The following is a 22,824-nucleotide window of genomic DNA, read 5'->3' as shown; positions in this document are numbered from 1 at the left end:
AGGTCGGCATGAACAAGGCAAACTGACGTGATTGCTCAGGACGTCTAGGGGGACGGCATGGACGGTGGACCGCGGGTCCCGGAGCAGCGGGTGCCCGGATCCCCGGCGCAGCCGGAGCGGTCGGCCGCGCTGCGCTTCGGTGTGCTCGGGCCGGTGCGCGCCTGGCGCGGTGACGAATCGCTGGCCACCGGGTCCCCACAGCAGCGCGCGCTGCTGGCCGCCCTGCTGCTGCGCGAGGGCCGTACGGCCACGGCGGCCGAGCTGATCGACGCGCTGTGGGGCGAGGAACCGCCGTCTCAGGCGCTGGCGGCGCTGCGGACGTACGCGTCCCGGCTGCGGAAGATCCTCGCCCCCGGTGTGCTGGTGAGCGAGTCGGGCGGCTATGCCGTGCGCGGCCTGGAGAACGGCGCGCTGGACCTGTCGCTCGCCCAGGATCTGGCCGCCGACGCGGAGAAGGCGCGGGCCGCCGGCGATCTGAGCGGCGCCCGTGAGGTGCTGGGGCGGGCGCTGGCCCTGTGGGACGGGGAGGCGCTGGCCGCGGTGCCGGGGCCGTACGCGCAGGCGCAGCGGGTCCGGCTGGAGGAGTGGCGGCTCCAGCTCCTCGAGACGCGGCTGGACCTGGACCTGGAGCAGGGCTGCCACGCGGAGGCCGTCTCGGAACTGACCGCGCTGACCGCCGCGCACCCGCTGCGCGAACGGCTGCGGGAGCTGTTGATGCTCGCCCTGTACCGCAGCGGACGCCAGGCCGAGGCGCTGGCGGTGTACGCGGACACCCGGCGCCTGCTCGCCGACGAACTGGGCGTCGACCCGCGGCCCGGTCTGCGGGAGCTGCAACAGCGCATCCTCCGGGCGGACCCCGCCCTGGCGGAACCGTCGGCCCCGGCCGCGGAGTCGGCCACGGCACCGGTGCGCCCGGCGCAACTTCCCGCCTCGGTCCCGGACTTCACCGGCCGCTCCGCCTTCGTGCGGGAGCTGAGCGAGGTGCTGGGTTCGGCGTCGGGCGCCGAGGGCCGGGTGATGGCCGTCTCCGCGCTGGCGGGCATCGGCGGCGTCGGCAAGACGACCCTCGCGGTGCACGTCGCCCACCGGGCGCGGGCCGCCTTCCCGGACGGGCAGCTGTACGTCGACCTCCAGGGCGCGGGGGCGCGGGCGGCGGAGCCGGAGACGGTGCTGGGTTCCTTCCTGCGCGCCCTGGGCACGGCCGACTCGGCCATCCCCGACTCGCTGGAGGAGCGGGCCGCGCTCTACCGCTCCGTCCTGGACGGCCGCCGCGTCCTCGTCCTGCTGGACAACGCCCGGGACGCCGCGCAGGTGCGTCCGCTGCTGCCCGGCACCGACGGGTGCGCGGCGCTGGTGACGTCGCGGGTGCGGATGGTGGACCTCGCCGGGGCGCACCTGGTCGACCTGGACGTGATGTCCCCGGACGAGGCGCTGGCGCTCTTCACCCGGATCGTCGGCGAGGAGCGGGTCGCCTCGGAGCGGAAGGCGGCGCTGGACGTCGTCGGCGCCTGCGGGTTCCTCCCCCTCGCCATCCGCATCGCCGCGTCCCGCCTCGCGGCCCGCCGCACCTGGACGGTGTCCGTCCTCGCCGCGAAGCTGGCGGACGAGCGACGCCGGCTGGACGAGCTGCAGGCGGGTGACCTGGCGGTCAAGGCCACGTTCGAGCTGGGCTACGGCCAACTGGAACCGGCCCAGGCCCGCGCCTTCCGCCTGCTGGGCCTGGCGGACGGCCCGGACATCTCCCTCGCGGCGGCGGCGGCCCTGCTGGACCTCCCGGCGGAGGACACGGAGGACCTGCTGGAGTGCCTGGTGGACACGTCCCTCGTGGAGTCGGCGGCGCCGGGCCGCTACCGCTTCCACGACCTGGTCCGCCTCTACGCCCGCGCCTGCGCGGAACGCGACGAACACCCTCCGGGCGAACGGGCCGCCGCTCTGTCCCGCCTGCTGGACTTCTACCTGGCGACGGCGGCCGGGGTGTACGCGATCGAACGCCCGGGGGACCGGCTCGTGGACGGCCTGGAGCCGACCGAGTACCCGGGCCTGACGTTCACCGAGGGCTCGGCGGCACTGGACTGGCTGTACAGCGAGGCGGCACCCCTGCTCGCATGCGTGCGCCAGGCTGCCGGAACGGACCGGCTACGGCGAGCGGTGGACCTGCTGTGGGCGGCCAAGGACCTGACGGAGTCCGGGGCGAACTCTCATCAGTACGAGACGACGGCCAGGGCGATGTGCGAAGCCACCGCGGCCGGCGGCGACCCACGTGCCGAGGGCAGGGCGCGCACTACGCTCACCAACGTGCTCCTCGTCTCCGGGCGCATCCAGCAGGCCGCCGAGCAGGCGGAACTGGCCATGACGCTCGCGGAGTCCGCGCGGGACACCACCGCCGTCAGCTGGGTCGCCAACGACCGCGGCCTGATCTCGCTGCATCAAGGCCGGTACGCGGACGGGCAGGTCTTCCTCGAGCAGGCCATCGCGGGGTACCGGGCGGCCGACAACCGGGCCGGCGAGGCGCTCAGCCTCTGCAACCTCTCCCGCGCACACCTGGGTATGGGCAACACCGCCAAGGCGGTGGCCATCGCGCACCGAGGGCTCACCGCCCAGCTCGACATCGGCCGGACCATGAGGCTCGCCAACGGGCATTTCACCCTGGGCATCGCGCTGACCGGAGCCGGCCGCCACACGGACGCTCTCGGCCAGTTCTCCGACGCGCTGCGCATCTTCGAGGACCACCGGCAACGTCTGTGGCAAGGCACCACCAACTTCCGTATGGCTCAGGTCCATTTGTCCGCACAGTGCCCGGCTCAGGCAGCACAGCACGCCGAACAGGCGCTGGCCCTGGGCTGCATCGGCGGGGACCGGATGCGCGGGGTCGTCCTGACGCTTCTCGGGCGCGCTCTTGCCGGACTCGGGCAGGCGGACAGGGCCCGAGCCTGCTGGCAGGACGCGCTCAGCCTCTTCCAGCAGTGCGGCGCGCCGGAAGCGGACGAGGCTCGGGCCCTGCTCTCCCCGGCCACAGCCGCCTGAGAGCGTTCAGCGTTCGTTTATCTCCACCGTGCACTCTTCTTCCTGTCACACCGTCGCGTCGGGGGGCAGACGGTCTGACCAGGAGCCCGGACAGTATCGTGCGGCTCCGAACGCCCGTCCGGCGGCCCGCGGGGGAGCTACCGGACGGGCTTTCCTCACCCGTCGTCACCGCTACGGAGGAACACAGCACATGAGCGACATCACGAAGGACGCGGAAGCCACCACGCAGGACAACGCGATGCCGACGCCGCCGGCGAAGGACGAGGCCATCACCACGATGGACAACGCGATGCCCACGCCGCCCGCGAAGGACGACGTCACCACGATGGACAACGCGATGCCGGCCCCGCCCGCCCTGGACCTGGACCGGGACGGCAAGTAGACCTTCTTCCCGCACGGGGATCGGCCGCGGCGGCGCGGAGGGGGAGCCGTCGCGGCCGAGGCGTGTCCGGAATCGGCCAGTTCCGGCCAAGCCGTGGCCTGAGTCGTTCGAAAGGGTCGAACGACGCCCCGTTCGTCACTAAGGTCTCCCCGTCATGTCGGTGTACGTCGGTGATGTCCCCGGGAGGGAGGCCCCGGCCGGTGAGTTCGCGGGCGATGAAGGCGCTGCTGCGTGCGCTCGGCGAGGAGGCCGCGCAGGACGTCGAGAGGCCGGCCGCGCCCGAGGCCGTGATGCGGGCGTTCTGCCGGGCCATGAGCGTGCGCGCGGGGCGGCCGGTGGAGCTGGTGTTCCGGGCGTTCCCGGCGGACATCCCGGTGTCGGGGCTGCGGCTGGACCTCGGGGACCGGTCTCTCGTCGTGGTCGAGGAACACACCGTGCCCGAGGCCCAGTTGGTGATCCTCGGACATGAGCTGTGGCACGAGGAGCAGGGCGATTGCGGGCACCACGTCGCCGGGCTCGCGGACGCGTCCGCGCGGGCCGTCGCGCCGCCGCAGCAGGCGTCGGACGCGGTCAGGCGCGCCGCGGAGCAGATCCTCGCCGAGGCCGAGGTGCCCCGTGACGCGCTGCTGGCCGTCGCGGCCCGGGCCGGGGCGCCGGACGGGCACGAGGTGGCCGCCGAGACCTTCGGGCTGCTCTTCGGCCGCGAGGTGCGCACCTGGATGCACGGCCGGTACGCCGAGGGCCCCGTCTCCCCGGCGACCGTGGAGGGCCGGATGAACCTGTCGCTGACCAACCGCGGCGGGCGCCTGCTCTGATGGGCACGCACTTCCACATCCCCTACGCGCTGCCCACCGTCCTGCTCGCCCTGGCCGTCCTGCTCAAGCTGCCCACGTTCGTCCGGGCCTGGCGCAATCCCGAGGTGCGGGCGACGACCGTGCTGCTGGTGTGCGCGACGTGCGTGCTCGTCGTCGTCACGCCCGTCAACATCGAGCGGCTCAACGCGTGGACGGGCATCCCCAACTTCGCCTCGCCCTGGGCGTACTCGTTCCTCACCGCGTCCGGCGCGACCGGCCTGACCATGATCACGCGCTGGCGGGAGGCGCCGTCGGAGCGGCGCCGGCGCGGCATCCGCCGGATCCACTGGGCGTACGGCGGGGTCGTGGCCGGGCTGTGGGTGACGTTCTTCCTGGCCAGCGTGCCGGAGCCACGCGTGTACGACCTCGACACGTACTACGCCGGCACCCCGTGGATGCGCGAGCACATCCTGCTCTACCTGGGCGCGCACGCGGTGACCGGCATCGTCGCCACGCGGATGCTGCGGCAGTGGTCGCCGACCGTGACGGACCGCTGGGTGAAGTCGGGGGTCGTCTTCCTGCTGGCCGGCTTCGCCGCCGGGCTCCTCTTCGACCTGGCGAAGCTCCTCGCCGTGGGCGCCCGCTGGTGCGGCGCGGACTGGGACGTCCTCAGCACCCGGGTCGCGCCGCCCTTCGCGCTGCTCCAGGCCTCGATGGTCGCGGTCGGTTTCATCGTCCCGCAGGCCGGGCCCGCGCTGCGCAACGCGGTGCGCGACCAACGGGAGTACCTGCGGCTGCGGCCGCTGTGGCGGGCGCTGCGCGTGCTCGCGCCGGCGGCGGCACCGGCGCGCTTCGGCTTCTGGGTGCCGCTGGACCTGCGGGTCATGCAGCGCCAGCAGCGCATCCACGACGCGCTGCGGCTGCTGGCCCCGCACTTCCGTCACGACGTCCACGAGCGGGCGCTCGCCGCGGCGCGGGCCGCGTACGGTGAGGCGAGGGCCCGTGACCTCGCCGGTGCGGTCGCGCTGCGCGACGCCATCGACGCCTACGCGGCCGGTGTCCCGGCGCCCGCGACCGACCGGCCGCCGGGCATCGGCACCGACATCAGCGACCACATCGGCACCATCTCCCTCGCCCTGTACCGACGGCGTGCGCTCGCCGCTCTCGGCCGCCGGGCGACCTGCACAGAAAGCGGCCTCAACGCCCATGCCTAGCACCCCCGCCGCCCACCGGCCGCGCGCCGTCGTCCTCGGCGCCAGCGCGGCGGGCCTGTTCGCCGCCGCCGCGCTCACCGAGTTCGCGGACGTCACGGTCGTCGAGCGTGACGTCCTGCCCGAGGGGCCCGAGCCGCGCCGGGGCGTTCCGCAGTCCCGGCACGCGCACCTGGTGTGGAGCGGCGGGGTGCGGGCCCTGGGCGAGCTGCTGCCCGGACTCGTCGAGGACGTGGTCTGCCGGGGCGGGCGCCTGGTCCGCATCATGGGCGACATGGTGTCCCGGGCCCCCAACGAGGTCTGGTTCCGCCGGTTCCTGGCGACCCACCACCGGAACCTGGTCTGCTCGCGCGACCTGCTCGACTCCGTCGTCCGCGACCACGTCCTCAAGAGCGGGCGGATCACCCTGCTCCAGGACACCGCCGCCCTCTCCCTCGAGGGCGACGCCCGCCGGGTGACCGGGGTGCGCGTCCTGGCCGAGGACGCCGAGGAGCGGCTGCTGGCGGCCGACCTCGTGGTGGACGCGACCGGGCGCGGCTCCCGCGCCCCGCAGTGGCTCGTCGACCTGGGCCTGCCCCGGGTCACCGAGCGCGAGGTCGACGCCGGCCTCACCTACGCCACCCGGGTGTACCGCGCCCCCGGCACCACCGCCGACCGCGCCTTCCCGCTGATCAACGTGCAGGCCAACCCGGCCGATCCGCCGGGGCGCGGCGGCGTCATCCTGCCCGTGGAGGGCGACCGGTGGATCGTCACCCTGGGCGGCACGCGGGGCGGCGAGCCCGGCCCCGACCCGGACGCCTTCGTGCCGTTCGCGCTCGGCCTCGCCGACCCGGTCATCGGCGAGCTGCTGCGGGACGCAGAACCGCTCGGCGGCGTCACCGTCACCCGCAGCACCGCCAACCGGCGCCGCTACTACGAGAAGCTGAAGCGCGTGCCGGACGGCTTCGTCGTCCTCGGCGACGCCGTCGCCGGCTACAACCCGGTCTACGGGCACGGCCTGACCGTCGCCGCGCAGGGCGCCCTCGCCGTGCGCGACGTGCTGCGCCGCACCGAGCTCACGGCGCCCGGGACGGCCCGTGCCCTGCAGCGCGCGGCGGCCCGCCCGGTCGCCGGGGCCTGGGACCTGGCCGTGGGCCAGGACGCCTTCTATCCGGGCGCCGCCGACACCCCGCCGACGGTGGTGGAGCGGCTCCTGGCCCGCTACGTCGACCGGGCCGTGGCCACCGGCGCCCGCAGTCCGCGGGCCATGGGCGCGCTGCTCGACGTGATGAGCATGGAGCGTCCCCCTGCCCGGCTCTTCTCGCCGGACATGCTGGTGCCGATGCTGTTCGGCCCGAAGAGGCCCCACCTGGACGGCCCGCCGATCAGCGAGGCGGAGCGCCGGGCGGCCCGTTCCTGACCTCCGGGGGCCTGGTCACGTCAGCGGCAGGGGTTCCTCGTCGTCCAGTTCGCAGTGGTCGGCGGTCTCACCGGGGGCGTCGAACGCGAGGCGTACGCGGGTCGCGCTGCCGGCGGGGACGGTGGTCTCCTCCCGGGCGTCGTCGAGCGTGACGTCGCCGGCGTCCTTGAAGAAGACGGTGACGGCGAAGGTGTACTCCCGGTCGTTCGGGTTGGTGATCTCGACGGTGGCGTACGGGTCGTCCTCGGTCGCGCAGCTCACCAGCTCCACCGTGGCGGCCTGGAGGGCGCCGGCGGTGCCGTCGCCGCTGCCGCCGTCGGTGCCGTAGTCGTCATCGTCGTCGTGGTCGGAGTGACCGTAGCCGTAGCCACCGCTCGTGCCGCTGCCGGAGGAGCCGTCGTCCTTGTGGACGTCGCCGTCCGACGAGGAGGACGAGCTGTCGTGGTCCTGACTGCTGCTGCTGCAACCGCCCCCGCCGTCACCGCCGCCGTGGCCGTGGCCGCGTCCCGTCGTGAAGCCGGTCAGGCTGAGCACCACCAGTGCCGAGACCGCCGTGAACCTGAGAGCCCGTCCCCGTGTCGTCATGGCCCACACGCTAACCAGCCGCTGTCACGGTCATGTCACCGCCCTGCCACGACCGGACACGGGGTGTGACCGGACCGGGGCGGGGCGCGTCAGGCCGTACGGGCCGTGCCGGTGCCCTTCTCCGCGTCCAGCGCGTACACGCAGCGGTCCTTGCTGCACGCGTACACGATGCCGTCCCGCACGACCGGCGAGCCGGTGATCTCGCCGCCGGTGGCCAGCTTCCAGCGCAGCCGCCCGTCGTCGGCCTTCAGCGTGTAGAGCAGGTGGTCGGTGGAGCCGAAGTGGATGCGGCCCTCGGCCACCGCGGGCGCGCCGACGATCTCGCCGCCCGCCTGGAAGCGCCACTTGGGCGTGCCCGTGACCGCGTCCAGGGTGTAGAGGCCCTTGCCGCTGCCGACGTGGACGTGACCGGCGGCCACCAGGACCGGGTCGGTGGAGGAGCGGCCCTCCGTGGCGATGCGCCAGCGGTCGCGGCCGTCGGTGGCGTCGAGGGCGTACACCGTGCCGAGGTAGTCGGCCAGGTAGACGCCGCCGCCGGTCACCGCGGGGCCCGGTACGAAGACCGGCGGGGAGAGGAAGACGGCCGGGGCCTCGAAGTGCCAGCGGACGTGTCCGGAGGTGACCTCGAGCGCGAGGACGCGGGTGCCGGCCGCGACGTACACATAGCCGTCGGCCGCCTGGGTCAGGCGGACCGGGACGCCGCCGCAGGAGGCCGCGTCGCCGATCGGGTACGACCAGCGCTCGTCTCCGGTACGGGCGTCCAGGGCGCGCAGCCGGGCGTCCTGCCAGACGTACACCGTGCCGTCGTGGACGGTCGCGCCCGCCTCCGGGGACTCGAAGTCGGCCTGGGCGCCGGTGATCTCCCACAGCTTCTGGCCGCCGGAGGCCTCCCAGGCCTGGACGCCGCCGCCGCGGGTGGCGGTGACGACCGTGCCCCGGTCGGCCCGGAGAGAGTAGACCCAGGCGTCCGTCTGGACGCGCCACAGGTCGCCGCCCTCGCGCGCGTCCAGGGCGAACAGGGTCGGGCCGTCGGAGGCGTGGATACGGCCGTCCGCGACCGCCATCGACCAGGCCACGTCCCGGGTCTTGAAGCGGCGGCGTCCGGTGGCCACGTCCAGGGCGTGCACCTCGAAGGAGGTGACGTAGACCAGGTCGCCGTCGACGGACGGTGTGCCCCAGACGTCGTTGGACATGCGGAAACGCCAGGGCCGCCAGCCGCCGGCCGCCGCCTCGGGGGGCGTCGCCGGGGCGGCCGGCGCCGGTACGGCCGGGTCCGCACCGTTGACGCCGGGGCGCGGCCGGGACCAGGAGGCGGCGAGCGCGGACTCCGGGGGCGGCGGGGCGACGGCGGCGGCGCGCATGTCGGCGACGCGCGGGCCGGGGCCGATGGGCACCGCGGCGCCGGCCAGCTGGACGGGCCCGGTGTCCGGGGCGCCGGCGGGCACGGGCACCGGCGGCGCGGGGACGACGGGGTCGTGCGAGGGCGGGGGCGGCAGCGGGGGCGCCGGTACGGCGGGCCGGGCACCGCCCGGGCCGCTGCCGCCGCCGCGCCCGCCGGCCGTCGCCGGGGGCCGGGCCGTGGTGCGGCCCCCGCGGCGGCCCTCGATCAGCCCCACCGCCCGTTCGGGCAGCCACGCCGACGCCGTACCGCTGTCGTCCGATCCCGAGCCGTACAGGTGCGGGGCGAGCTGGGCCTGGAGGTCGGCCGGGTTGGGGCGGGCCGTGGCGTCCATCTGCATGCACGCCTCGATGAGCGGGCGCAGCTCGTCGGGCAGGCCCTCCAGGTCGGGGCCCTCGCGCAGCAGCATGAAGACCGTCTCGACCGGGTTGGCCCCGTGGAAGGGCGGGTGCCCGGTGGCGGCGAAGACCAGCATGGAGCCGAGCGAGAACACGTCGCTGGCGCCGGTGACGCTGCGCGAGTCCTTGGCCTGTTCCGGGGACATGTACGCCGGGGTGCCGACCGCGACGTTCGTCATGGTCAGACGGGTGTTCGAGACGCCGGAGGCGATGCCGAAGTCGATCACCCGGGGGCCGTCCTCGACGACGAGGACGTTGGACGGCTTGAGGTCGCGGTGGACGAGCCCGGCGCCGTGGATCGACTGGAGCGCCTCCGCGACGCCCGCCGCGAGCCAGCGCACGGCCTGGGCCGGCAGCGGCCCGCACTCGTTCACTATCTCCTCGAGGGAGGGCGCGGGGACGTACGCGGTGGCCAGCCATGGCACGGCGGCCCGGGGGTCGGCGTCGACCACGGCCGCCGCGTAGAAGCCGGACACCGCGCGGGCGGCCTCCACCTCGCGCGTGAAGCGGACCCGGAACAGCTGGTCCTCGGCGAGCTCCGTCCGCACCGTCTTGATCGCCACGCGCCGGCCGGACGCCGAGCGCGCCAGATAGACCAGCCCCATGCCGCCGGCGCCGAGCCGCCCCAGCACCTCGAACGGCCCGATCCGCCGCGGATCGTGCTGCGTCAGCTGATCCACCACTTGCCTGCCACCTCCCCGTACGAGCCGCGCCACCCACATATGTACGCGACCGACGTGCAGCGTCTCACCACCGCACCGCCGCGGCGGCACACACCCCGATTCTTCCTGTCCGAAGCGCTGGTGGCGAACCCTGGGACAATCGGGGTGTCACGCCGCAATCCCGGGCGAACACCCAACCTGGTCCGGCCACGCGGCGCCCGTCAGCGCTGGAGCAGCGCGAAGGACGCCCCCTGCCCGTCCGAGACCACGGCCACCGTGCCGTACGACGTCCCGAACGGCGGTACCCGCACCCGGCCGCCGAGCCGGGTCACCTCGGCGAGCGCCGCCTCGCAGTCCTCGACCCCGAAGTGCACGAGGAAGTGCGGCGGCATCTCGGCGGGGAAGACGTCGGTCACCGCGGCGCGGCCCACGTCGGGCGCGGCGCCGGGGCCGAAGAGGGCGTCGTGGAAGAGGTCCCCGTAGAAGGCGTTGGCGGCCTCCGTGTCACGGGTGTACAGCTCGGCCCAGGCGAAGGCGCCCGGCTCGTGCCGCCTGCCGAAACCGGCGAAGGCGGTCCCGTCGGCCTCCTGGGCCGGCTGCAGCAGGGCGAAGACCGCGCCCTGCGGATCGGCCACGAGAGCGGTGGTGCCCAGGCCGCCGACCGGCTCGGGCGGCGTGACGATCTGCCCGCCGGCCTCCCGGATCCGCCCGGCCAGTCCCACGGCGTCGCGGGCGGCGAAGTACACCGTCCACACGGTGGGCATCCGGCCGTCCACCTTGGGGACCAGCGCGGCGACGGGCTCACCGTCCAGCCGCGCCCACGCGGGGGCGCCGGGACGCATCTCCTCGAAGGTCCAGCCGAAGAGCCCGCCGTAGAAACGCTTGCCCGCACGGACGTCGGGGAGCTGCGCGTCCACCCAGCAGGGGACGCCTTCTGCGTACGCGGACGCCCTCCGGGCGGATGCACCGTTTTCGGCCATGCCGCCAACGTAACCGCGTCCCGCGCACCGCGCAGACCAGGCACAGCAGCCACTTCGCACCCGCGCACCCCATTTGCAGTCGGCCGAATCGCGCCCAGAACGCCCGTCGGTAAGCTGACCGGCATGACAGGACAAGTGCGCACCGTGGACGGCCGCGTGGCCGGTCGACGCGGGCAGGCGACCCGGCAGAAACTGCTCGACTGCCTGGGCGACATGCTGAGCTCCTCCCCCTACCGGGACGTCAAGGTCATCGATGTCGCCCGGAAGGCAGGCACGTCGCCCGCGACCTTCTACCAGTACTTCCCGGACGTCGAGGGAGCCGTCCTGGAGATCGCCGAGCAGACGGCCGCCGAGAGCTCCGGCCTGGCCGAGCTGGCGGCGGACCGGTCCTGGGTCGGCAAGGCCGGCTGGCAGACCGCGCAGGAACTGGTCGACGGCTTCCTGGAGTTCTGGCGGAAGAACGACGCGATCCTGCGCGTGGTCGACCTGGGCGCCGCGGAGGGCGACAAGCGGTTCTACAAGCTGCGCATGAAGATCCTGAACTCGGTGAACACGGCCCTCACGGACTCCGTCGCCGAGTTGCAGGCCAAGGGCAAGGTCGACAAGGACGTGAACCCGGCGGCGGTCGCCGGTTCGCTGGTCACGATGCTCTCGGCCGTCGCCTCGCACCAGAAGGGCTTCACGTCCTGGGGCGTGAAGCAGGCCGAGCTCAGGCCGGCCCTAGCCCTGTTGACGTATCTCGGCATCACCGGCAAGAAGCCCACGAAGTAGCGCGCCCGGCCTGCGCCCGACCGGTCACGCGGCAGCCTGTCATCCCTGCCCGATCCGCCACGCCCGCCCGTCGGACGCCCTCACCCTCGCCGGTGACTCCCCCGCCTCTCCACGCCTTGCGGAACAACCGCCCGCCCGCCCGCCGTTGCCACGGGTGCAGGCACCGAACAGCCGGACGTCCGAACGCCGTCGGAGGAGAGCTGCATGCCCCTGAGCCGCGAAGAACGTGAACAGTTCCTGGCCGAGCCCCGCATCGCCGCGCTGGCCGTCGACGCGGAAGCCGGACGCGCCCCGCTGACGGTGCCGATCTGGTACCAGTACGAACCCGGCGGCGACGTCTGGATCATGACCGGGCTCGACAGCCGCAAGAACGGACGGATCCAGGCCGCGGGCCGGTTCTCCCTCCTGGTCGACCGGCTGGAACCCACCATCCGCTACGTGTCGGTGGAGGGCCCGGTCGTCGAGACGGCCCCCGCCACCATCGAGCGGCTGCGGGAGCTGGCCGCCCGCTATCTGCCGGCCGAGAAGGTCGACGGCTACGTCGACTTCGCCTGGAAGAACCACGGCGAGCAGGTCGTCGTCCGGATGCGGCCCGAACGCTGGGTCTCCTCCGACCTCGGGCAGGTGTGAACCGTACGGGGAACGCCCCTCCCCCGGCCCCTCGTCACGTGACAATCGGGACATGGAACCCGATCTTCACGAGCTGCTGAGGTCACTGCGAGTCTGGGACCCGGCGGTCACCGAGCTGCCCCCGTTCGACCCGGCCACCGCGCCCGGCGATCCGCTGCCCCTGTTCACCCGGTGGTTCGCCGACGCGGTGGCCGCGAGGCAGAGCGAGCCGCACACCGTGACGCTGGCGACGGCCGACGCCGAGGGGTGGCCGGACGCACGCATCGTGATGCTGCACGGCGCGGACGCGGACGGCTGGTCCTTCGCCACGCACGCCGACAGCCACAAGGGCCGTCAGCTGGCCGCCCGGCCGTACGCCGCGCTCGTCTTCTACTGGCCGGTGCTGGGCCGTCAGGTGCGAATCCGCGGCCCGGTCACCGTCGCCCCGGCCGAGGAGGCGCGGGCCGATCTGCGCGCACGGTCGGCCGGTGCGCTGGCCGCGGCCCTCACCGGCCGGCAGAGCGCGCCGCTGAGCTCCCCGGAGGAGCTGGCGCGTGCCTCGGAGGCGGCGTGGGAGCAGGCGGAGCGGGAGCCGGACGCGCCCGTGCCGTCCTGGACGCTGTACCGGCTGCGGCCGGACGCGGTGGAGTTCTTCCAGGGCGACGCCCGGCGCCGCCATGTGCGCCTCGGCTACCGGCGGACGGAGGAGGGCTGGCGCACGCAGCTGCTGTGGCCGTGAGCGGCGCTCACCGCACTCCGGGGCCGGCCGGCTCCGGGTCGGTCGCCAGCCGGGCGTGCAGGTGCGCGTCCCGGAAGGCGTCGTGCCGGCCGGCCTCGAACATGGCGCCGCGCATCGTGCCCTCGTAGACGTACCCGCTCCGCTCGGCGACCCGGCAGGAGGCTCCGTGGCCCAGGGCGTGCCCCAGCTCCAGCCGGTGGACGCCGAGCTCGGCGAAGGCCCAGCGCGAGGCGAGGAGCAGGGCGCGGGTGGCGACGCCCCGGCCGCGGGCCTCGGGCAGCACCCAGTAGCCGACGTGGGCCTGCCCGAGGTGCGGGTTGATCTCGCCGACACCGATGTGCCCGAGCGTCGTGCCGTCCGCGCCGTCCGTGATCCGGAACGACGCGGACCTGCCCTCGCCGGCGTCCCGGGCCCGCGCCCGCAGCGACTCGCGGGCGGCCCTGAGGTCGGTCACCGGCCGGAGCGGTGTGTTCCAGCGCTGGAAGCCGGGGTCCAGGTGGCCGCGCAGCCACGCCTCCACGTCGGCGTCGTCGCCGGCGTCCCAGGCACGGAGGTGCAGGCCGTGTCCCCGCGGTCCGGTGACGGAGGGGGCGAGGGTGCGCATACGTGTGTGGGCCATCCGGCCATTCAATCCGACCGGGCCGCGACGAGGGGCGTGGGCCGGTCCGTGACCGATCCGCAACCGATTTCGGTCTTGACCGAGACCCATCAAGCGGGGGTGGGATTACGCTCGCCGCATGGCCGACTCCACAGCGTCCGCAGAACAGCGGTCCGCCCACCCCGCGGACCTCCCCGTGTACGTCGTCGGCGGCGGCCCGGGCGGCCTGGCCGTCGCCCACGCGCTGCGCGCGAGGGGCCTGCGGGCGGTGGTCCTGGAGCGGGCCGACCGGGTCGGCGCGTCCTGGCGGCGCCACTACGACCGGCTGCGCCTGCACACCACCCGCCGCCTGTCGGCGCTGCCCGGCCTGCCGATGCCGCGCCGCTTCGGACGGTGGGTCGCCCGGGACGACATGGTGCGGTACCTGGAGAAGTACGCCGACCACCATCAGCTGGAGATCGTCACGGGGGTCGAGGTCTCCCGCGTCGAGCGCGCGCCCGACGGCACGGGCTGGCTGCTGCACGCGTCCGGGGGCCGTGAACTGACCGGCGCCGCGGTCGTGATCGCCACCGGCCACAACCACACCCCGCGCCTGCCGGACTGGCCCGGCCGCGACACCTACACCGGCGAGCTCCGGCACGCCGCCGAGTACCGGAACGCGGCGCCCTACGCCGGCCGGGACGTCCTGGTCGCCGGCGCCGGCAACACGGGCGCGGAGATCGCCGTGGACCTGGTGGAGGGCGGCGCCGCGCGGGTACGGCTGTCCGTCCGCACCCCGCCGCACCTCGTCCGCCGCTCCACCGCGGGCTGGCCGGCCCAGTACAGCGGCGTCCTGTGCCGTCGCCTCCCGGCCGGCCTGGTCGACCGGCTCGCCCGGCCGCTGGCCCGCGTCACCGTGCCCGACCTGTCGGCCCAGGGACTGCCGCGTCCCGGGACCGGCCTCTACACCCGGGCCCGGCAGGGCGCGATCCCGGTGCAGGACGCCGGCCTGATCGACGCGGTCCGCTCGGGCCGGGTGGAGGTGGTGGCCGCGGTGGAGGGCTTCGAGGACGACAAGGTCCTCCTGGCCGACGGCACCCGCATCGCCCCGGACTCGGTGATAGCGGCGACGGGCTATCTGCGCGGCCTGGAGTCCCTGCTCGGCCACCTCGACGTCCTCGACCCGCACGGCGGCCCCGTCACCCGGGGCCCCCACGCCCCGCCGAACGCCCCCGGCCTCTACTTCACCGGCTTCACCAACCCGATCAGCGGCATGCTCCGCGAACTCGCCCGCGACGCCACCCGCATCGCCACGGCGATCGCAAGAACCGAGGGCCCCCGCGTCTCCCGCCTGCCGGGGTGACGCGGGGTCAGTCGCGAGTGAGGATCAGCACGTCACCGGCGTCCGGGTCGCCGAGAAGCACGAACAGCTCGGGGTGCTGCTCGGTACCGCCGATCGTCCAGTCCGTCTCCTGCGCGCAGTCGCCGGTCAGACGGACGACGACGCCGTCGCGGTACCGGTCGTGCTCACCCTCCCGTTCGAGGGCCCACGTGCCGGTGCCGTCGCAGCCCGCGGCGCCGCGGTCGTCCCTGACGGAGGCCGGGACGCGGATCGCCTCGGCCGTGCCGTCCGGCAGCAGGGTCAGCAGCATCCCGTCGGGGCCGTGCCACGGCCCGGCGATCCGGGCGGCGGACAGCACCGGGGGCTCGTAGTCGTCGACCAGGCAGAAGCCGGCGGCACCGACCAGGACGGCCAGGGCCACGGAGACGCCCGCGGAACGGAGCCAGACGCCCCGCTCCCACCGCCGCCCGCGCAGATACGCCAGCCCCAGGACCGGCAGCACACCGGCACCGGCGAACCACAGGGCGGGGCCGGCCAGGGACCAGCCCCACAGTGCGTGCGCGAGCACCGCCCAGCACACACCGACCAGGGCGGACGTCGTCAGGTGCCAGGCCCACTCGGGGCCCCCGGAGTGGCGCCGTTGCACGCGGGCCAGGGTCGCGGCCGGCATCACCTGCAGGGTGGCGTGCAGCAGGCCCAGGCACGGCACGATCACGGGTGCCGTCACCAGCAGAAGGGCCAGCCCCAAGGCCCCGTCGTACCGGCCGTGGTCGTCCCCGCTCGACGCGTCGATCGACGACCACAGCACCATCGCCGGAAGCTGCGCCGCGCACAGCGCCGCCGCCCGGCTCCACTCGCCGTAGTCCCAGAGCAGGCGCGTGCCTGCGCCCCGTTTCCCGGTCTTCCCCCACCCCACGCGCCGCAGCCTACGACCCCCTCACGCCGCCTGCGCCGCCACCGTCGGCCTGCGGCGGATCACCAGGGACATCAGGGCCGCCACCGCGCACAGGGCGCCCGAGGCGTACCAGACGACGTCGTACGTGCCGAAGGTGTCGCGGGCGACGCCGCCGAGGAAGGCGACGAGGGCCGCGCCGACCTGGTGGGAGGCGAGGACCCAGCCGAAGACGATGGCGCTGTCCTCGCCGTACTGCTCGCGGCACAGGGCGAGGGTGGGCGGGACGGTGGCGACCCAGTCGAGGCCGTAGAAGACGATGAAGAAGACCATCGGCGGATGGACGCCGGGGGCCAGGAGGAAGGGGAGGAAGAGGAGGGAGACGCCGCGCAGGGCGTAGTAGACGGCGAGCAGGCGGCGAGGTTCGAAGCGGTCGGTGAACCAGCCGGAGGCGACCGTGCCGATCACGTCGAAGACGCCGATGACGGCGAGCAGCGAGGCGGCGGCGGTCAGCGGCATGCCGTGGTCGTGGGCCGCGGGCACGAAGTGGGTCTGGATCAGGCCGTTGGTGGAGGCGCCGCAGATCGCGAAGGTGCCGGCGAGCAGCCAGAACGGGCCGGTGCGGACGGCGGAGAACAGGACCCTCAGCGCGCGGCGGGCGGCTCCGGGGACGGGTGCGGGCTTCGGCACGAACTCCTCGGCCCCGTAGGGCTTCTGGCCGATGTCGGCCGGGTGGTCGTGCAGCAGGAGCCAGACGAAGGGGACGACGGCCAGGGCGGCGAGGGCGACGGTGACGGCCGCGGGGCGCCAGTCGTAGGTCTCGACGATCCAGGACAGCAGGGGAAGGAAGATCAGCTGCCCGGAGGCCGAGGCGGCGGTGAGGACGCCGGTGACCAGTCCGCGGCGTTCGGTGAACCAGCGGTTGGTGACGGTCGCGGCGAAGGCCAGGGCCATCGATCCGGAGCCGAGGCCGACCAGCAGGCCCCAGCAGAGGATGAGTTGCCAGGCGGAGTTCATCCAGACGGTGAGGCCCGAGCCGAGTGCGATGACGGTGAGGGCGACGGCCACCACGCGGCGGATGCCGAACCGGTCCATCAGCGCGGCCGCGAAGGGCGCGGTCAGGCCGTAGAGCGCGAGGTTGACGGAGACTGCGGCCCCGATCGTGCCCCGCGACCAGCCGAAGTCGGCATGGAGCGGGTCGACGAGGATGCCGGGCAGGGAACGGAAGGCGGCGGCGCCGATGATCGTCACGAAGGTCACGGCGGCCACCCACCAGGCACGGTGCACCCGGGGTCCGCGGCGCGGCCGGGTGGGTTCGGTCCGCGGTGCGGTCGCCGTGGCGTCGGTTGTCTGGGTCACGTCACCGAGCTTCGCCGCTCGCCGCGGCCCGATCGAGTGGCCCGGAAGTCAGTGTTCGCTAGGATCGGGCCATGACGTCCGACCGTACGCACCGCCCGCACCGCGTCGTCGTCCTCGCCCTCGACGGCCTGCTCCCCTTCGAACTCGGCATCCCCCTGCGGATCTTCGGGCTCGCCCGCGACGACGGCGGGCGCCCGCTGTACGAGGTCGTGACCTGTTCCGTCCGGCCGCCGGGGCCGGTGCGGACGGACGCCGACTTCGCGATCATGGTCGAGAACGGGCCCGAGGCGCTGGCCGGCGCCGACACGGTCGTCGTCCCGGCGTCGTACGAGCTCGGCCCGGTGTACGAGGAGGGCGAGCTGACCGAGGAGCTGGCCGCCGCGCTGGCCCGGATCCGGCCCGGCACCCGGCTGGTCGCCATCTGCACCGGCGGTTTCGTGCTGGCCGCCGCAGGGCACCTGGACGGCCGCCCGGCGACCACGCACTGGTCCTCGGCCGCGCACTTCCAGCGCCTCTTCCCCGAGGTCCGGGTGGACGCCGACGTGCTGTTCGTCGACGACGGCGACGTGCTCACCTCGGCCGGGGTGGCGGCCGGCATCGATCTGTGCGTGCACATCGTGCGCCGCGACCACGGCACCGCCGTCGCCAACGAGGTGGCCCGCCGGACCGTCGTCCCGCCCCACCGGGACGGCGGGCAGGCACAGTACATCGAACGGCCGGTGCCCGACCCCCAGCAGTCGTCCACGACCAAGGCCCGCGCCTGGGCGCTCGGCCGGCTCGGGGAGCCGATCCAGCTGCGGGACATGGCGGCGCGGGAGGCGATGTCGGTGCGCACCTTCACCCGCCGGTTCCGCGAGGAGGTCGGCGTCAGTCCGGGCCAGTGGCTGACCCGGCAGCGGGTCGAGCGGGCCCGGCATCTGCTGGAGTCCACCGGCCTCTCCGTCGACCAGGTGGCCCGCGAGGCGGGCTTCGGGACGGCGCAGTCGATGCGCCAGCATCTTCAGGCGGTGCTCGGGGTCACGCCCACCGCGTACCGGCGGACATTTCGCGCGGAGTTGTCCACAGCCTGTGGAGAATGAGGGGGTCCGCCGGAAGGAAGGCTGTCGGCCGGCGGCGCCCGCCCCGGGCGTGGGCACCGCACGCCGCCACCCGACTCCGGCGCTCCCGCCCGGTCCCCGTCGCCCCCGAGGGAACCGCCGCCGAATCACGACCCACACTCGCCGAGGCTCCGTCACCGAGCCTCGTCGTCCCCTCGCGGCGAATCGTTGCCTACAAGCGTGAGGAAACGGTCACGATCCGTCAACCGGGCAGGCATGCTCCGCCACTTGGCACCCGCTGGTCAGGGACGCGCACGGAAGCACGCCCCGGCGCACCGCCGCATCGACGCCCGCGGAGACGGGGCCGATGCGCCCGGCACCGCCCTCACCGGGCCGCCTGGACCACCCCGTAGGCCAGTTGCTCGTGGGGCACCGCGCCGCCCGCGCAGGCCGGCGGGGCTGCCGCGGGGCCGGAACAGCGGTCCAGCTCGCACCAGATGCGCTTGCCGGCGCCCTCGCGGCTCCAGCCCCAGCGGTCGGCGAGCCCGTCGACGAGGGCGAGGCCCCGGCCGCCGGTCGCGTCGCCGTCCACGCACCGGGGCACCGGGGCGTGACCGCTGGTGTCGTCCACCTCGAGGCGGACCGTGGTCTCCTCGCCCACCGCGCCCGGCAGGACCAGCCGCAGCACGGCCGGGCAGCCGGTGTGCACGACGGCGTTGGTGACGAGCTCGGATACGAGCAGCACCAGCGTCTCGGCGAGGGGTTCGTCGGCCTGTATCCCGGATCCGGCGAGACGTGAGCGCGCCCACCGACGGGCTCGCCCCACCTCTGCGGGGTCGGGCCGGATCTCCAGCTGCACTTGAAGCACCTGCACCGCTCACACCATCCGAACCGGCGGACACAAAGGCTCGCGCCTCATGAGGGCCACGATCGTAGCCATACTCTGCATGGCCAGAACAACGGCCGGGTCGGGGTTCACGGAACGTGAATCCCGTGTGGGACAGCATGGTTGACGTACAGTCACCTCAACAAGCGCTTCGGGCATATTCCAGCGCGAAGGAGTACCCGTACGGCATACTGTGCGACGCTCGGTCCGGGCAGTCGAACAGGCGGCGGCCGACGGCCGTTCCGCCCTGCGGGGCAAGGCGCACACGGCCGGTTGCGGAGCCGCCCGGCGGGCGGCACCGACGCGGCCGGCGCTCGGAGGCACTCGCATCCCACACAAGGTACCGGAGCACGGCGCCGACTCCGGGCCGTGACGGGGCACACGCCGGAGTCGACCGGATGCGTACGCTGCGTGATCACCCATTGCCACGATCCGCGACACCGCGACACCGCGAGCGGGAACGCCACGGTGCCGCGCGGGTCACGCGGGGGCGTCGGTCACTCGGGCACGGTGAACCAGCGGGCGAACGCCGGGACGGCCTCCGCCTCCCCCACCTTGCCGTCGCCGTCCGTGTCGAGTCCGGCGGCGACCGTCCGGGCGGTGTCCGCGGGGACGCCGAGCGCGGTGAGCACCCGGGCGGTGTCGGGGACCGTGACGGCTTCGTCGCCGTCCGCGTCGGCGACCGCGAGGGCCGCGTGCAGGAAGGGGCGGGCGATCTCGGCGAACCGGTCCGGGTTGTCCCGCAGCCGCTTGACCGCCGCGGTGACGAACTCCTCACGGGTGATGCGCTGGTCGCCGTCGCGGTCGGCGATGCCGGCCATGCCCTGCCAGAGCGCCTCCGCTCCGCCGTACAGGGCCTGTCCCCGGTCGGACCGGGCGGCGACGGAGAACTCGGCGAGCAGCGCCTTGGCCGCCGCGCTGAAGTCCTGCCGGTCGATGTAGCCGTTGCCGTCCTGGTCGAAGGTGGCGAACCGCGCCGCGATCCTGCGCTCGTACTCGCTGCTGACCATGTCTTCTCCGACCGCCTTCACATCACGTCGGTGGGTGCGTCTCGCACGGAGGGTACGACGCCCGGGGCAGGCCCGCAGGGCGAACGGGTTCCCCGTCCGTCCCCCGGGCACGCCCGCCGTGCGCCGCTACGCGGTGAGCGGGCGCGGTTCGTCGCGGGTCGCCGAGGCGAGGTCGGGGTGGACGTCGAAGAGCCGGCGCACCCCCAGCGCGCCGAGGACCCGGTTGACGTGGGAGCCGTCGACGGCGCCCTGGGCGGGCAGTATCAGCCGCAGCCGGCCCTGGCAGGAGCGGATGAGGCGCCGGGAGGCGATGAGCACCCCGACCCCGCTGGAATCGCAGAACAGGACCTCGGAGAGGTCCAGGACGAGGCTGTGCCGCCCTTCGGCCACCTCGTCGTGCACCCGCTGCCGCAGCACCGGGGAGGTCACCAGGTCCAGTTCGCCCGACACCTGGAGCACGGCCCAGTGGCCCCGCTCGCCGCCGGTCACATGGAACGTCACCACCATGCCCTTCATTCGTCGGTACGTCCGGACTCATCTGAAACGGAAGCCATGCTTACGCTTCTTGGCCGCGCGCCTGCCCACCGGCCGTTCCCGCAAACGCCCGGCCGGAAACGGGCCTCGATCAGAAGAGGCTTGTTTCAGACGGTTTCGATCCTGTTCGATCGAATTCGGTCGCACCTGTGAGGGTAGGTGGTCGATCTGAGAGCTCGATGAGCGCCCTACCATCTCCGGCCCGCCGGGGGCGCGCATTGACACAAAGGGGCGTGCGTCGTCGGACGTGCCGACTACATTCGGGGAGACGGTGGCCACAGGCTGGAGGCCGGCACGGGAGCGGCCCGGCCGTCGGGGCCCGAGCAGGGGGTGGAGGAGCCGTATGGCGAAGAAGGACCTGCCGCTGCGCTGGGACCGCAAGATGCAGCAGCGGCTCGCCCGGGGCGAGGCCGCCGCGCTCGGTGAGCTCTACGACCGGTTCGCCTCGCTCGTGCACGGCCTCGCGCACCGCGTGCTGGACGACGAGCGGGCCGCCGACCACCTCACCCGCGACGTGTTCGCGCACGTCTGGGAGCACCCGGACACCTACGACCCCAAGCAGGGCCCGCTGCGCACCTGGGTCGCCGCGCTGACCCACCGCCTGGCCGTGCAGCGGCTGCGGGCCACCGAGGCCGCGGCCCTCGCCCGCGGCGGCCCCGGCACCACCGAGGAACTGGAGCGCAAGGTGCGCCACGCCTCGGTCGCGGCCCGCGCCGACTACATCGTCCAGTCCATGCCGGCCCCGCTGCGGGCCGCCCTGGAGCTGGCCTACTTCCAGCGCCGCGACTACCGCCAGACCGCCGCCGACCTCGGCGTCACGGAGGACGAGGCCCGCCGTCGCCTGCGCCTGGGCCTGCAACTGCTGGCCACCGCCCGCGACGCCGGCTCACCCGGGGCACCGCCGGGATACGGGGGTGCGGCATGAGCGGGGCGCACGACGGCCACGGCGAGCGCGACGAACACCCGGAGCACGGGGAGAACGGGCCGGACCGCGCGCCGCGCATCCCGCTGCCGCGCGCCTCCGTCGAGGACGGCGGGCGCCCGCTGCCCGCCGTGGGACCGGCCGCACCTCTCGTACTGGAGCATCACGTGCTGACCTCCCTCCTCGGTGCCTGGGCGCTGGCCGCCTGTTCCCCGGAGGAGGCCACGGCCGTCGAGGTGCACCTGGACGAGTGCGGGGCCTGCGCGGAGGAGGCGCTGCGGCTGCGCGACGCCGTCGCACTGCTCCAGCGCCCCGAGAGCCTCGACCTGGACCCCGGCCTGCGCACCCGCGTCCTGGACGGCTGCCTGGAGCGCCGCCCGCCGCGCATCCCGGTGCCCGAGTGGGCCACGCCCTACGACGCCGAGACGGCCCGCCTGGACGCGCTGCTCCAGGACTTCGGGGACTCCGAGTGGCACGCGCCGGTGCGGCTGCGCTGGTTCGGCGACGACGGCACGGCCAGCCGGCGCACCACCGTCGCCGGGGTCATCGCGCATCTGCTGTCGGTCGACGGGCTGGTCGGTGTCGCGCTGGGCCTGCCCGACCCGCTCGGCGAGATCACCGCCCGGACCCCGGCGCCGGCGAGCCGCACCGAGGCCTACTGGCGTGCCTCGCACTACCCGCCCACGCGGGCGGTGCGGGCGCCGTGGCGCGAGCAGAGCCATGCCATCGTCCGGACCGTGGCCTTCACCGGCAGCACGGGCGGCACGGGCGGCGGCGCGGGCCGGATGCCGGTGTCGTACGGCGACTTCGAGCTGCCGCTGCGCGACGCCATGCTGGACCGGGCCTTCGAGTGCTGGGTGCACGCGGAGGACATCGCCGAGGCGGTGGACTACCCGTACGAGCCGCCCTCGCCGCGGCATCTCAACCGCATGATCGACCTCGCCGCGCGGATGCTGCCGGGCGTCCTGGCCGCGCGCCGCAGGGCCGGGCTCGCCGCGTCCGCCGGCGGCCGGCACCTGGTCACGGCGGGCGAGCCGGGGCGCAGCCTGCGGCTGGAGATCGAGGGCTCGGGCGGCGGCGAGTGGCTGATCCCGCTGGACTCACCGGGGGCGGTGGGGTCCGCGGACCACGAGGTGGCCCATGTCGCCCTGGACGGCGTGGAGTTCTGCCGTCTGGCCGCGGGCCATGTGCCTCCGGCGGATGCGGCGGCGGGGCAGGTCGGGGACCGGGAGGCGATCAGGGACGTGCTGTTCGCGGCGGCGAGCCTGAGCAGGATGTAGAGGGTGGTCGCGGTTTCGTCGGCGACTGCGCG

Annotated in this window: 21 protein-coding genes; 12 read left to right on the top strand and 9 right to left on the bottom strand. The window is 74.5% G+C overall.

Annotated features, from left to right (window positions below):
• Positions 1-57: 57 nt before the first annotated feature.
• The 5 genes from AB0E77_RS06170 to AB0E77_RS06150 all read left to right on the top strand — a co-directional run bounded on the left by AB0E77_RS06170 (position 58) and on the right by AB0E77_RS06150 (position 6,810).
• Entirely contained in the window at positions 58-3,024 is a 2,967-nt protein-coding gene (locus AB0E77_RS06170; RefSeq protein WP_361566247.1) for a BTAD domain-containing putative transcriptional regulator, read from the top strand.
• Between the two features lie 190 nt (positions 3,025-3,214).
• Positions 3,215-3,406 carry a hypothetical protein gene (locus AB0E77_RS06165; RefSeq protein WP_361566244.1) on the top strand — a complete coding sequence of 64 codons (192 nt, stop codon included), beginning with the start codon at positions 3,215-3,217 and terminating at the stop codon, positions 3,404-3,406.
• Between the two features lie 200 nt (positions 3,407-3,606).
• Complete coding sequence (locus AB0E77_RS06160; protein WP_361566242.1) at positions 3,607-4,221, top strand: toxin; 615 nt, start codon at positions 3,607-3,609, stop codon at positions 4,219-4,221.
• The gene (locus AB0E77_RS06155) at positions 4,221-5,414 is read left to right on the top strand and encodes an MAB_1171c family putative transporter (RefSeq protein WP_361566239.1); all 1,194 of its coding nucleotides are present in this window, start codon (positions 4,221-4,223) and stop codon (positions 5,412-5,414) included. Before AB0E77_RS06160 ends, AB0E77_RS06155 begins: the two co-directional genes overlap by 1 nt.
• On the top strand, positions 5,407-6,810 hold the full coding sequence (locus AB0E77_RS06150) for an FAD-dependent monooxygenase (RefSeq protein WP_361566236.1): 1,404 nt from the start codon (positions 5,407-5,409) through the stop codon (positions 6,808-6,810). Before AB0E77_RS06155 ends, AB0E77_RS06150 begins: the two co-directional genes overlap by 8 nt.
• Positions 6,811-6,825: 15 nt before the next feature.
• Here the strand turns inward: AB0E77_RS06150 and AB0E77_RS06145 are convergent, their stop codons facing one another.
• From AB0E77_RS06145 to AB0E77_RS06135, 3 genes are all read right to left on the bottom strand, one after another.
• On the bottom strand, positions 6,826-7,395 hold the full coding sequence (locus AB0E77_RS06145; RefSeq protein WP_361566233.1) for a hypothetical protein: 570 nt from the start codon (positions 7,393-7,395) through the stop codon (positions 6,826-6,828).
• Positions 7,396-7,484: 89 nt separating this feature from the next.
• Entirely contained in the window at positions 7,485-9,875 is a 2,391-nt protein-coding gene (locus tag AB0E77_RS06140; RefSeq protein ID WP_361566231.1) for a serine/threonine-protein kinase, read from the bottom strand.
• A gap of 200 nt (positions 9,876-10,075) precedes the next feature.
• Positions 10,076-10,834 carry a VOC family protein gene (locus AB0E77_RS06135; RefSeq protein ID WP_361566228.1) on the bottom strand — a complete coding sequence of 253 codons (759 nt, stop codon included), beginning with the start codon at positions 10,832-10,834 and terminating at the stop codon, positions 10,076-10,078.
• A 123-nt stretch (positions 10,835-10,957) separates the two neighbouring features.
• Between AB0E77_RS06135 and AB0E77_RS06130 the strand changes: the two genes are divergently transcribed.
• The 3 genes from AB0E77_RS06130 to AB0E77_RS06120 all read left to right on the top strand — a co-directional run bounded on the left by AB0E77_RS06130 (position 10,958) and on the right by AB0E77_RS06120 (position 12,953).
• On the top strand, positions 10,958-11,605 hold the full coding sequence (locus tag AB0E77_RS06130; protein ID WP_361566225.1) for a TetR family transcriptional regulator: 648 nt from the start codon (positions 10,958-10,960) through the stop codon (positions 11,603-11,605).
• A 204-nt stretch (positions 11,606-11,809) separates the two neighbouring features.
• Entirely contained in the window at positions 11,810-12,235 is a 426-nt protein-coding gene (locus AB0E77_RS06125) for a pyridoxamine 5'-phosphate oxidase family protein (RefSeq protein WP_361566222.1), read from the top strand.
• 52 nt (positions 12,236-12,287) lie between these two features.
• Positions 12,288-12,953: a pyridoxal 5'-phosphate synthase gene (locus AB0E77_RS06120; RefSeq protein WP_361566220.1), complete on the top strand. Its 666-nt coding sequence runs from the start codon at positions 12,288-12,290 to the stop codon at positions 12,951-12,953.
• A gap of 7 nt (positions 12,954-12,960) precedes the next feature.
• Here the strand turns inward: AB0E77_RS06120 and AB0E77_RS06115 are convergent, their stop codons facing one another.
• Positions 12,961-13,572 (bottom strand): GNAT family protein, encoded by a 612-nt coding sequence (locus tag AB0E77_RS06115; protein WP_361566217.1) that lies wholly within the window; start codon positions 13,570-13,572, stop codon positions 12,961-12,963.
• 118 nt (positions 13,573-13,690) lie between these two features.
• Between AB0E77_RS06115 and AB0E77_RS06110 the strand changes: the two genes are divergently transcribed.
• Entirely contained in the window at positions 13,691-14,893 is a 1,203-nt protein-coding gene (locus tag AB0E77_RS06110) for an NAD(P)/FAD-dependent oxidoreductase (RefSeq protein WP_361566214.1), read from the top strand.
• Positions 14,894-14,900: 7 nt separating this feature from the next.
• Here AB0E77_RS06110 and AB0E77_RS06105 read toward each other — a convergent pair whose 3' ends face one another.
• Both AB0E77_RS06105 and AB0E77_RS06100 read right to left on the bottom strand, forming a co-directional pair.
• Positions 14,901-15,788, bottom strand: coding sequence for a hypothetical protein (locus AB0E77_RS06105; protein ID WP_361566211.1), 888 nt, complete (start codon positions 15,786-15,788; stop codon positions 14,901-14,903).
• 21 nt (positions 15,789-15,809) lie between these two features.
• Positions 15,810-17,123: an MFS transporter gene (locus AB0E77_RS06100; protein WP_361566208.1), complete on the bottom strand. Its 1,314-nt coding sequence runs from the start codon at positions 17,121-17,123 to the stop codon at positions 15,810-15,812.
• 71 nt (positions 17,124-17,194) lie between these two features.
• On the opposite strand from AB0E77_RS06100, the gene AB0E77_RS06095 reads away from it, so the two are divergent.
• Complete coding sequence (locus AB0E77_RS06095; RefSeq protein ID WP_361566205.1) at positions 17,195-18,202, top strand: helix-turn-helix domain-containing protein; 1,008 nt, start codon at positions 17,195-17,197, stop codon at positions 18,200-18,202.
• 343 nt (positions 18,203-18,545) lie between these two features.
• Here the strand turns inward: AB0E77_RS06095 and AB0E77_RS06090 are convergent, their stop codons facing one another.
• From AB0E77_RS06090 to AB0E77_RS06080, 3 genes are all read right to left on the bottom strand, one after another.
• Complete coding sequence (locus tag AB0E77_RS06090; protein ID WP_361566676.1) at positions 18,546-19,019, bottom strand: ATP-binding protein; 474 nt, start codon at positions 19,017-19,019, stop codon at positions 18,546-18,548.
• A 524-nt stretch (positions 19,020-19,543) separates the two neighbouring features.
• Positions 19,544-20,056 (bottom strand): EF-hand domain-containing protein, encoded by a 513-nt coding sequence (locus tag AB0E77_RS06085; protein ID WP_361566203.1) that lies wholly within the window; start codon positions 20,054-20,056, stop codon positions 19,544-19,546.
• Positions 20,057-20,182: 126 nt separating this feature from the next.
• Entirely contained in the window at positions 20,183-20,563 is a 381-nt protein-coding gene (locus AB0E77_RS06080; RefSeq protein ID WP_361566201.1) for an STAS domain-containing protein, read from the bottom strand.
• A 370-nt stretch (positions 20,564-20,933) separates the two neighbouring features.
• Between AB0E77_RS06080 and AB0E77_RS06075 the strand changes: the two genes are divergently transcribed.
• Both AB0E77_RS06075 and AB0E77_RS06070 read left to right on the top strand, forming a co-directional pair.
• The gene (locus tag AB0E77_RS06075) at positions 20,934-21,515 is read left to right on the top strand and encodes a sigma-70 family RNA polymerase sigma factor (protein ID WP_361566198.1); all 582 of its coding nucleotides are present in this window, start codon (positions 20,934-20,936) and stop codon (positions 21,513-21,515) included.
• Entirely contained in the window at positions 21,512-22,792 is a 1,281-nt protein-coding gene (locus tag AB0E77_RS06070) for a zf-HC2 domain-containing protein (RefSeq protein WP_361566195.1), read from the top strand. The genes AB0E77_RS06075 and AB0E77_RS06070 overlap by 4 nt, the downstream gene beginning before the upstream one ends.
• Positions 22,793-22,824 lie beyond the last annotated feature (32 nt).

The organism is Streptomyces sp. NPDC032940 (assembly GCF_040636935.1).
GTDB lineage: Bacteria > Actinomycetota > Actinomycetes > Streptomycetales > Streptomycetaceae > Streptomyces.
This window is presented reverse-complemented; position numbering and strand designations above follow the sequence as displayed.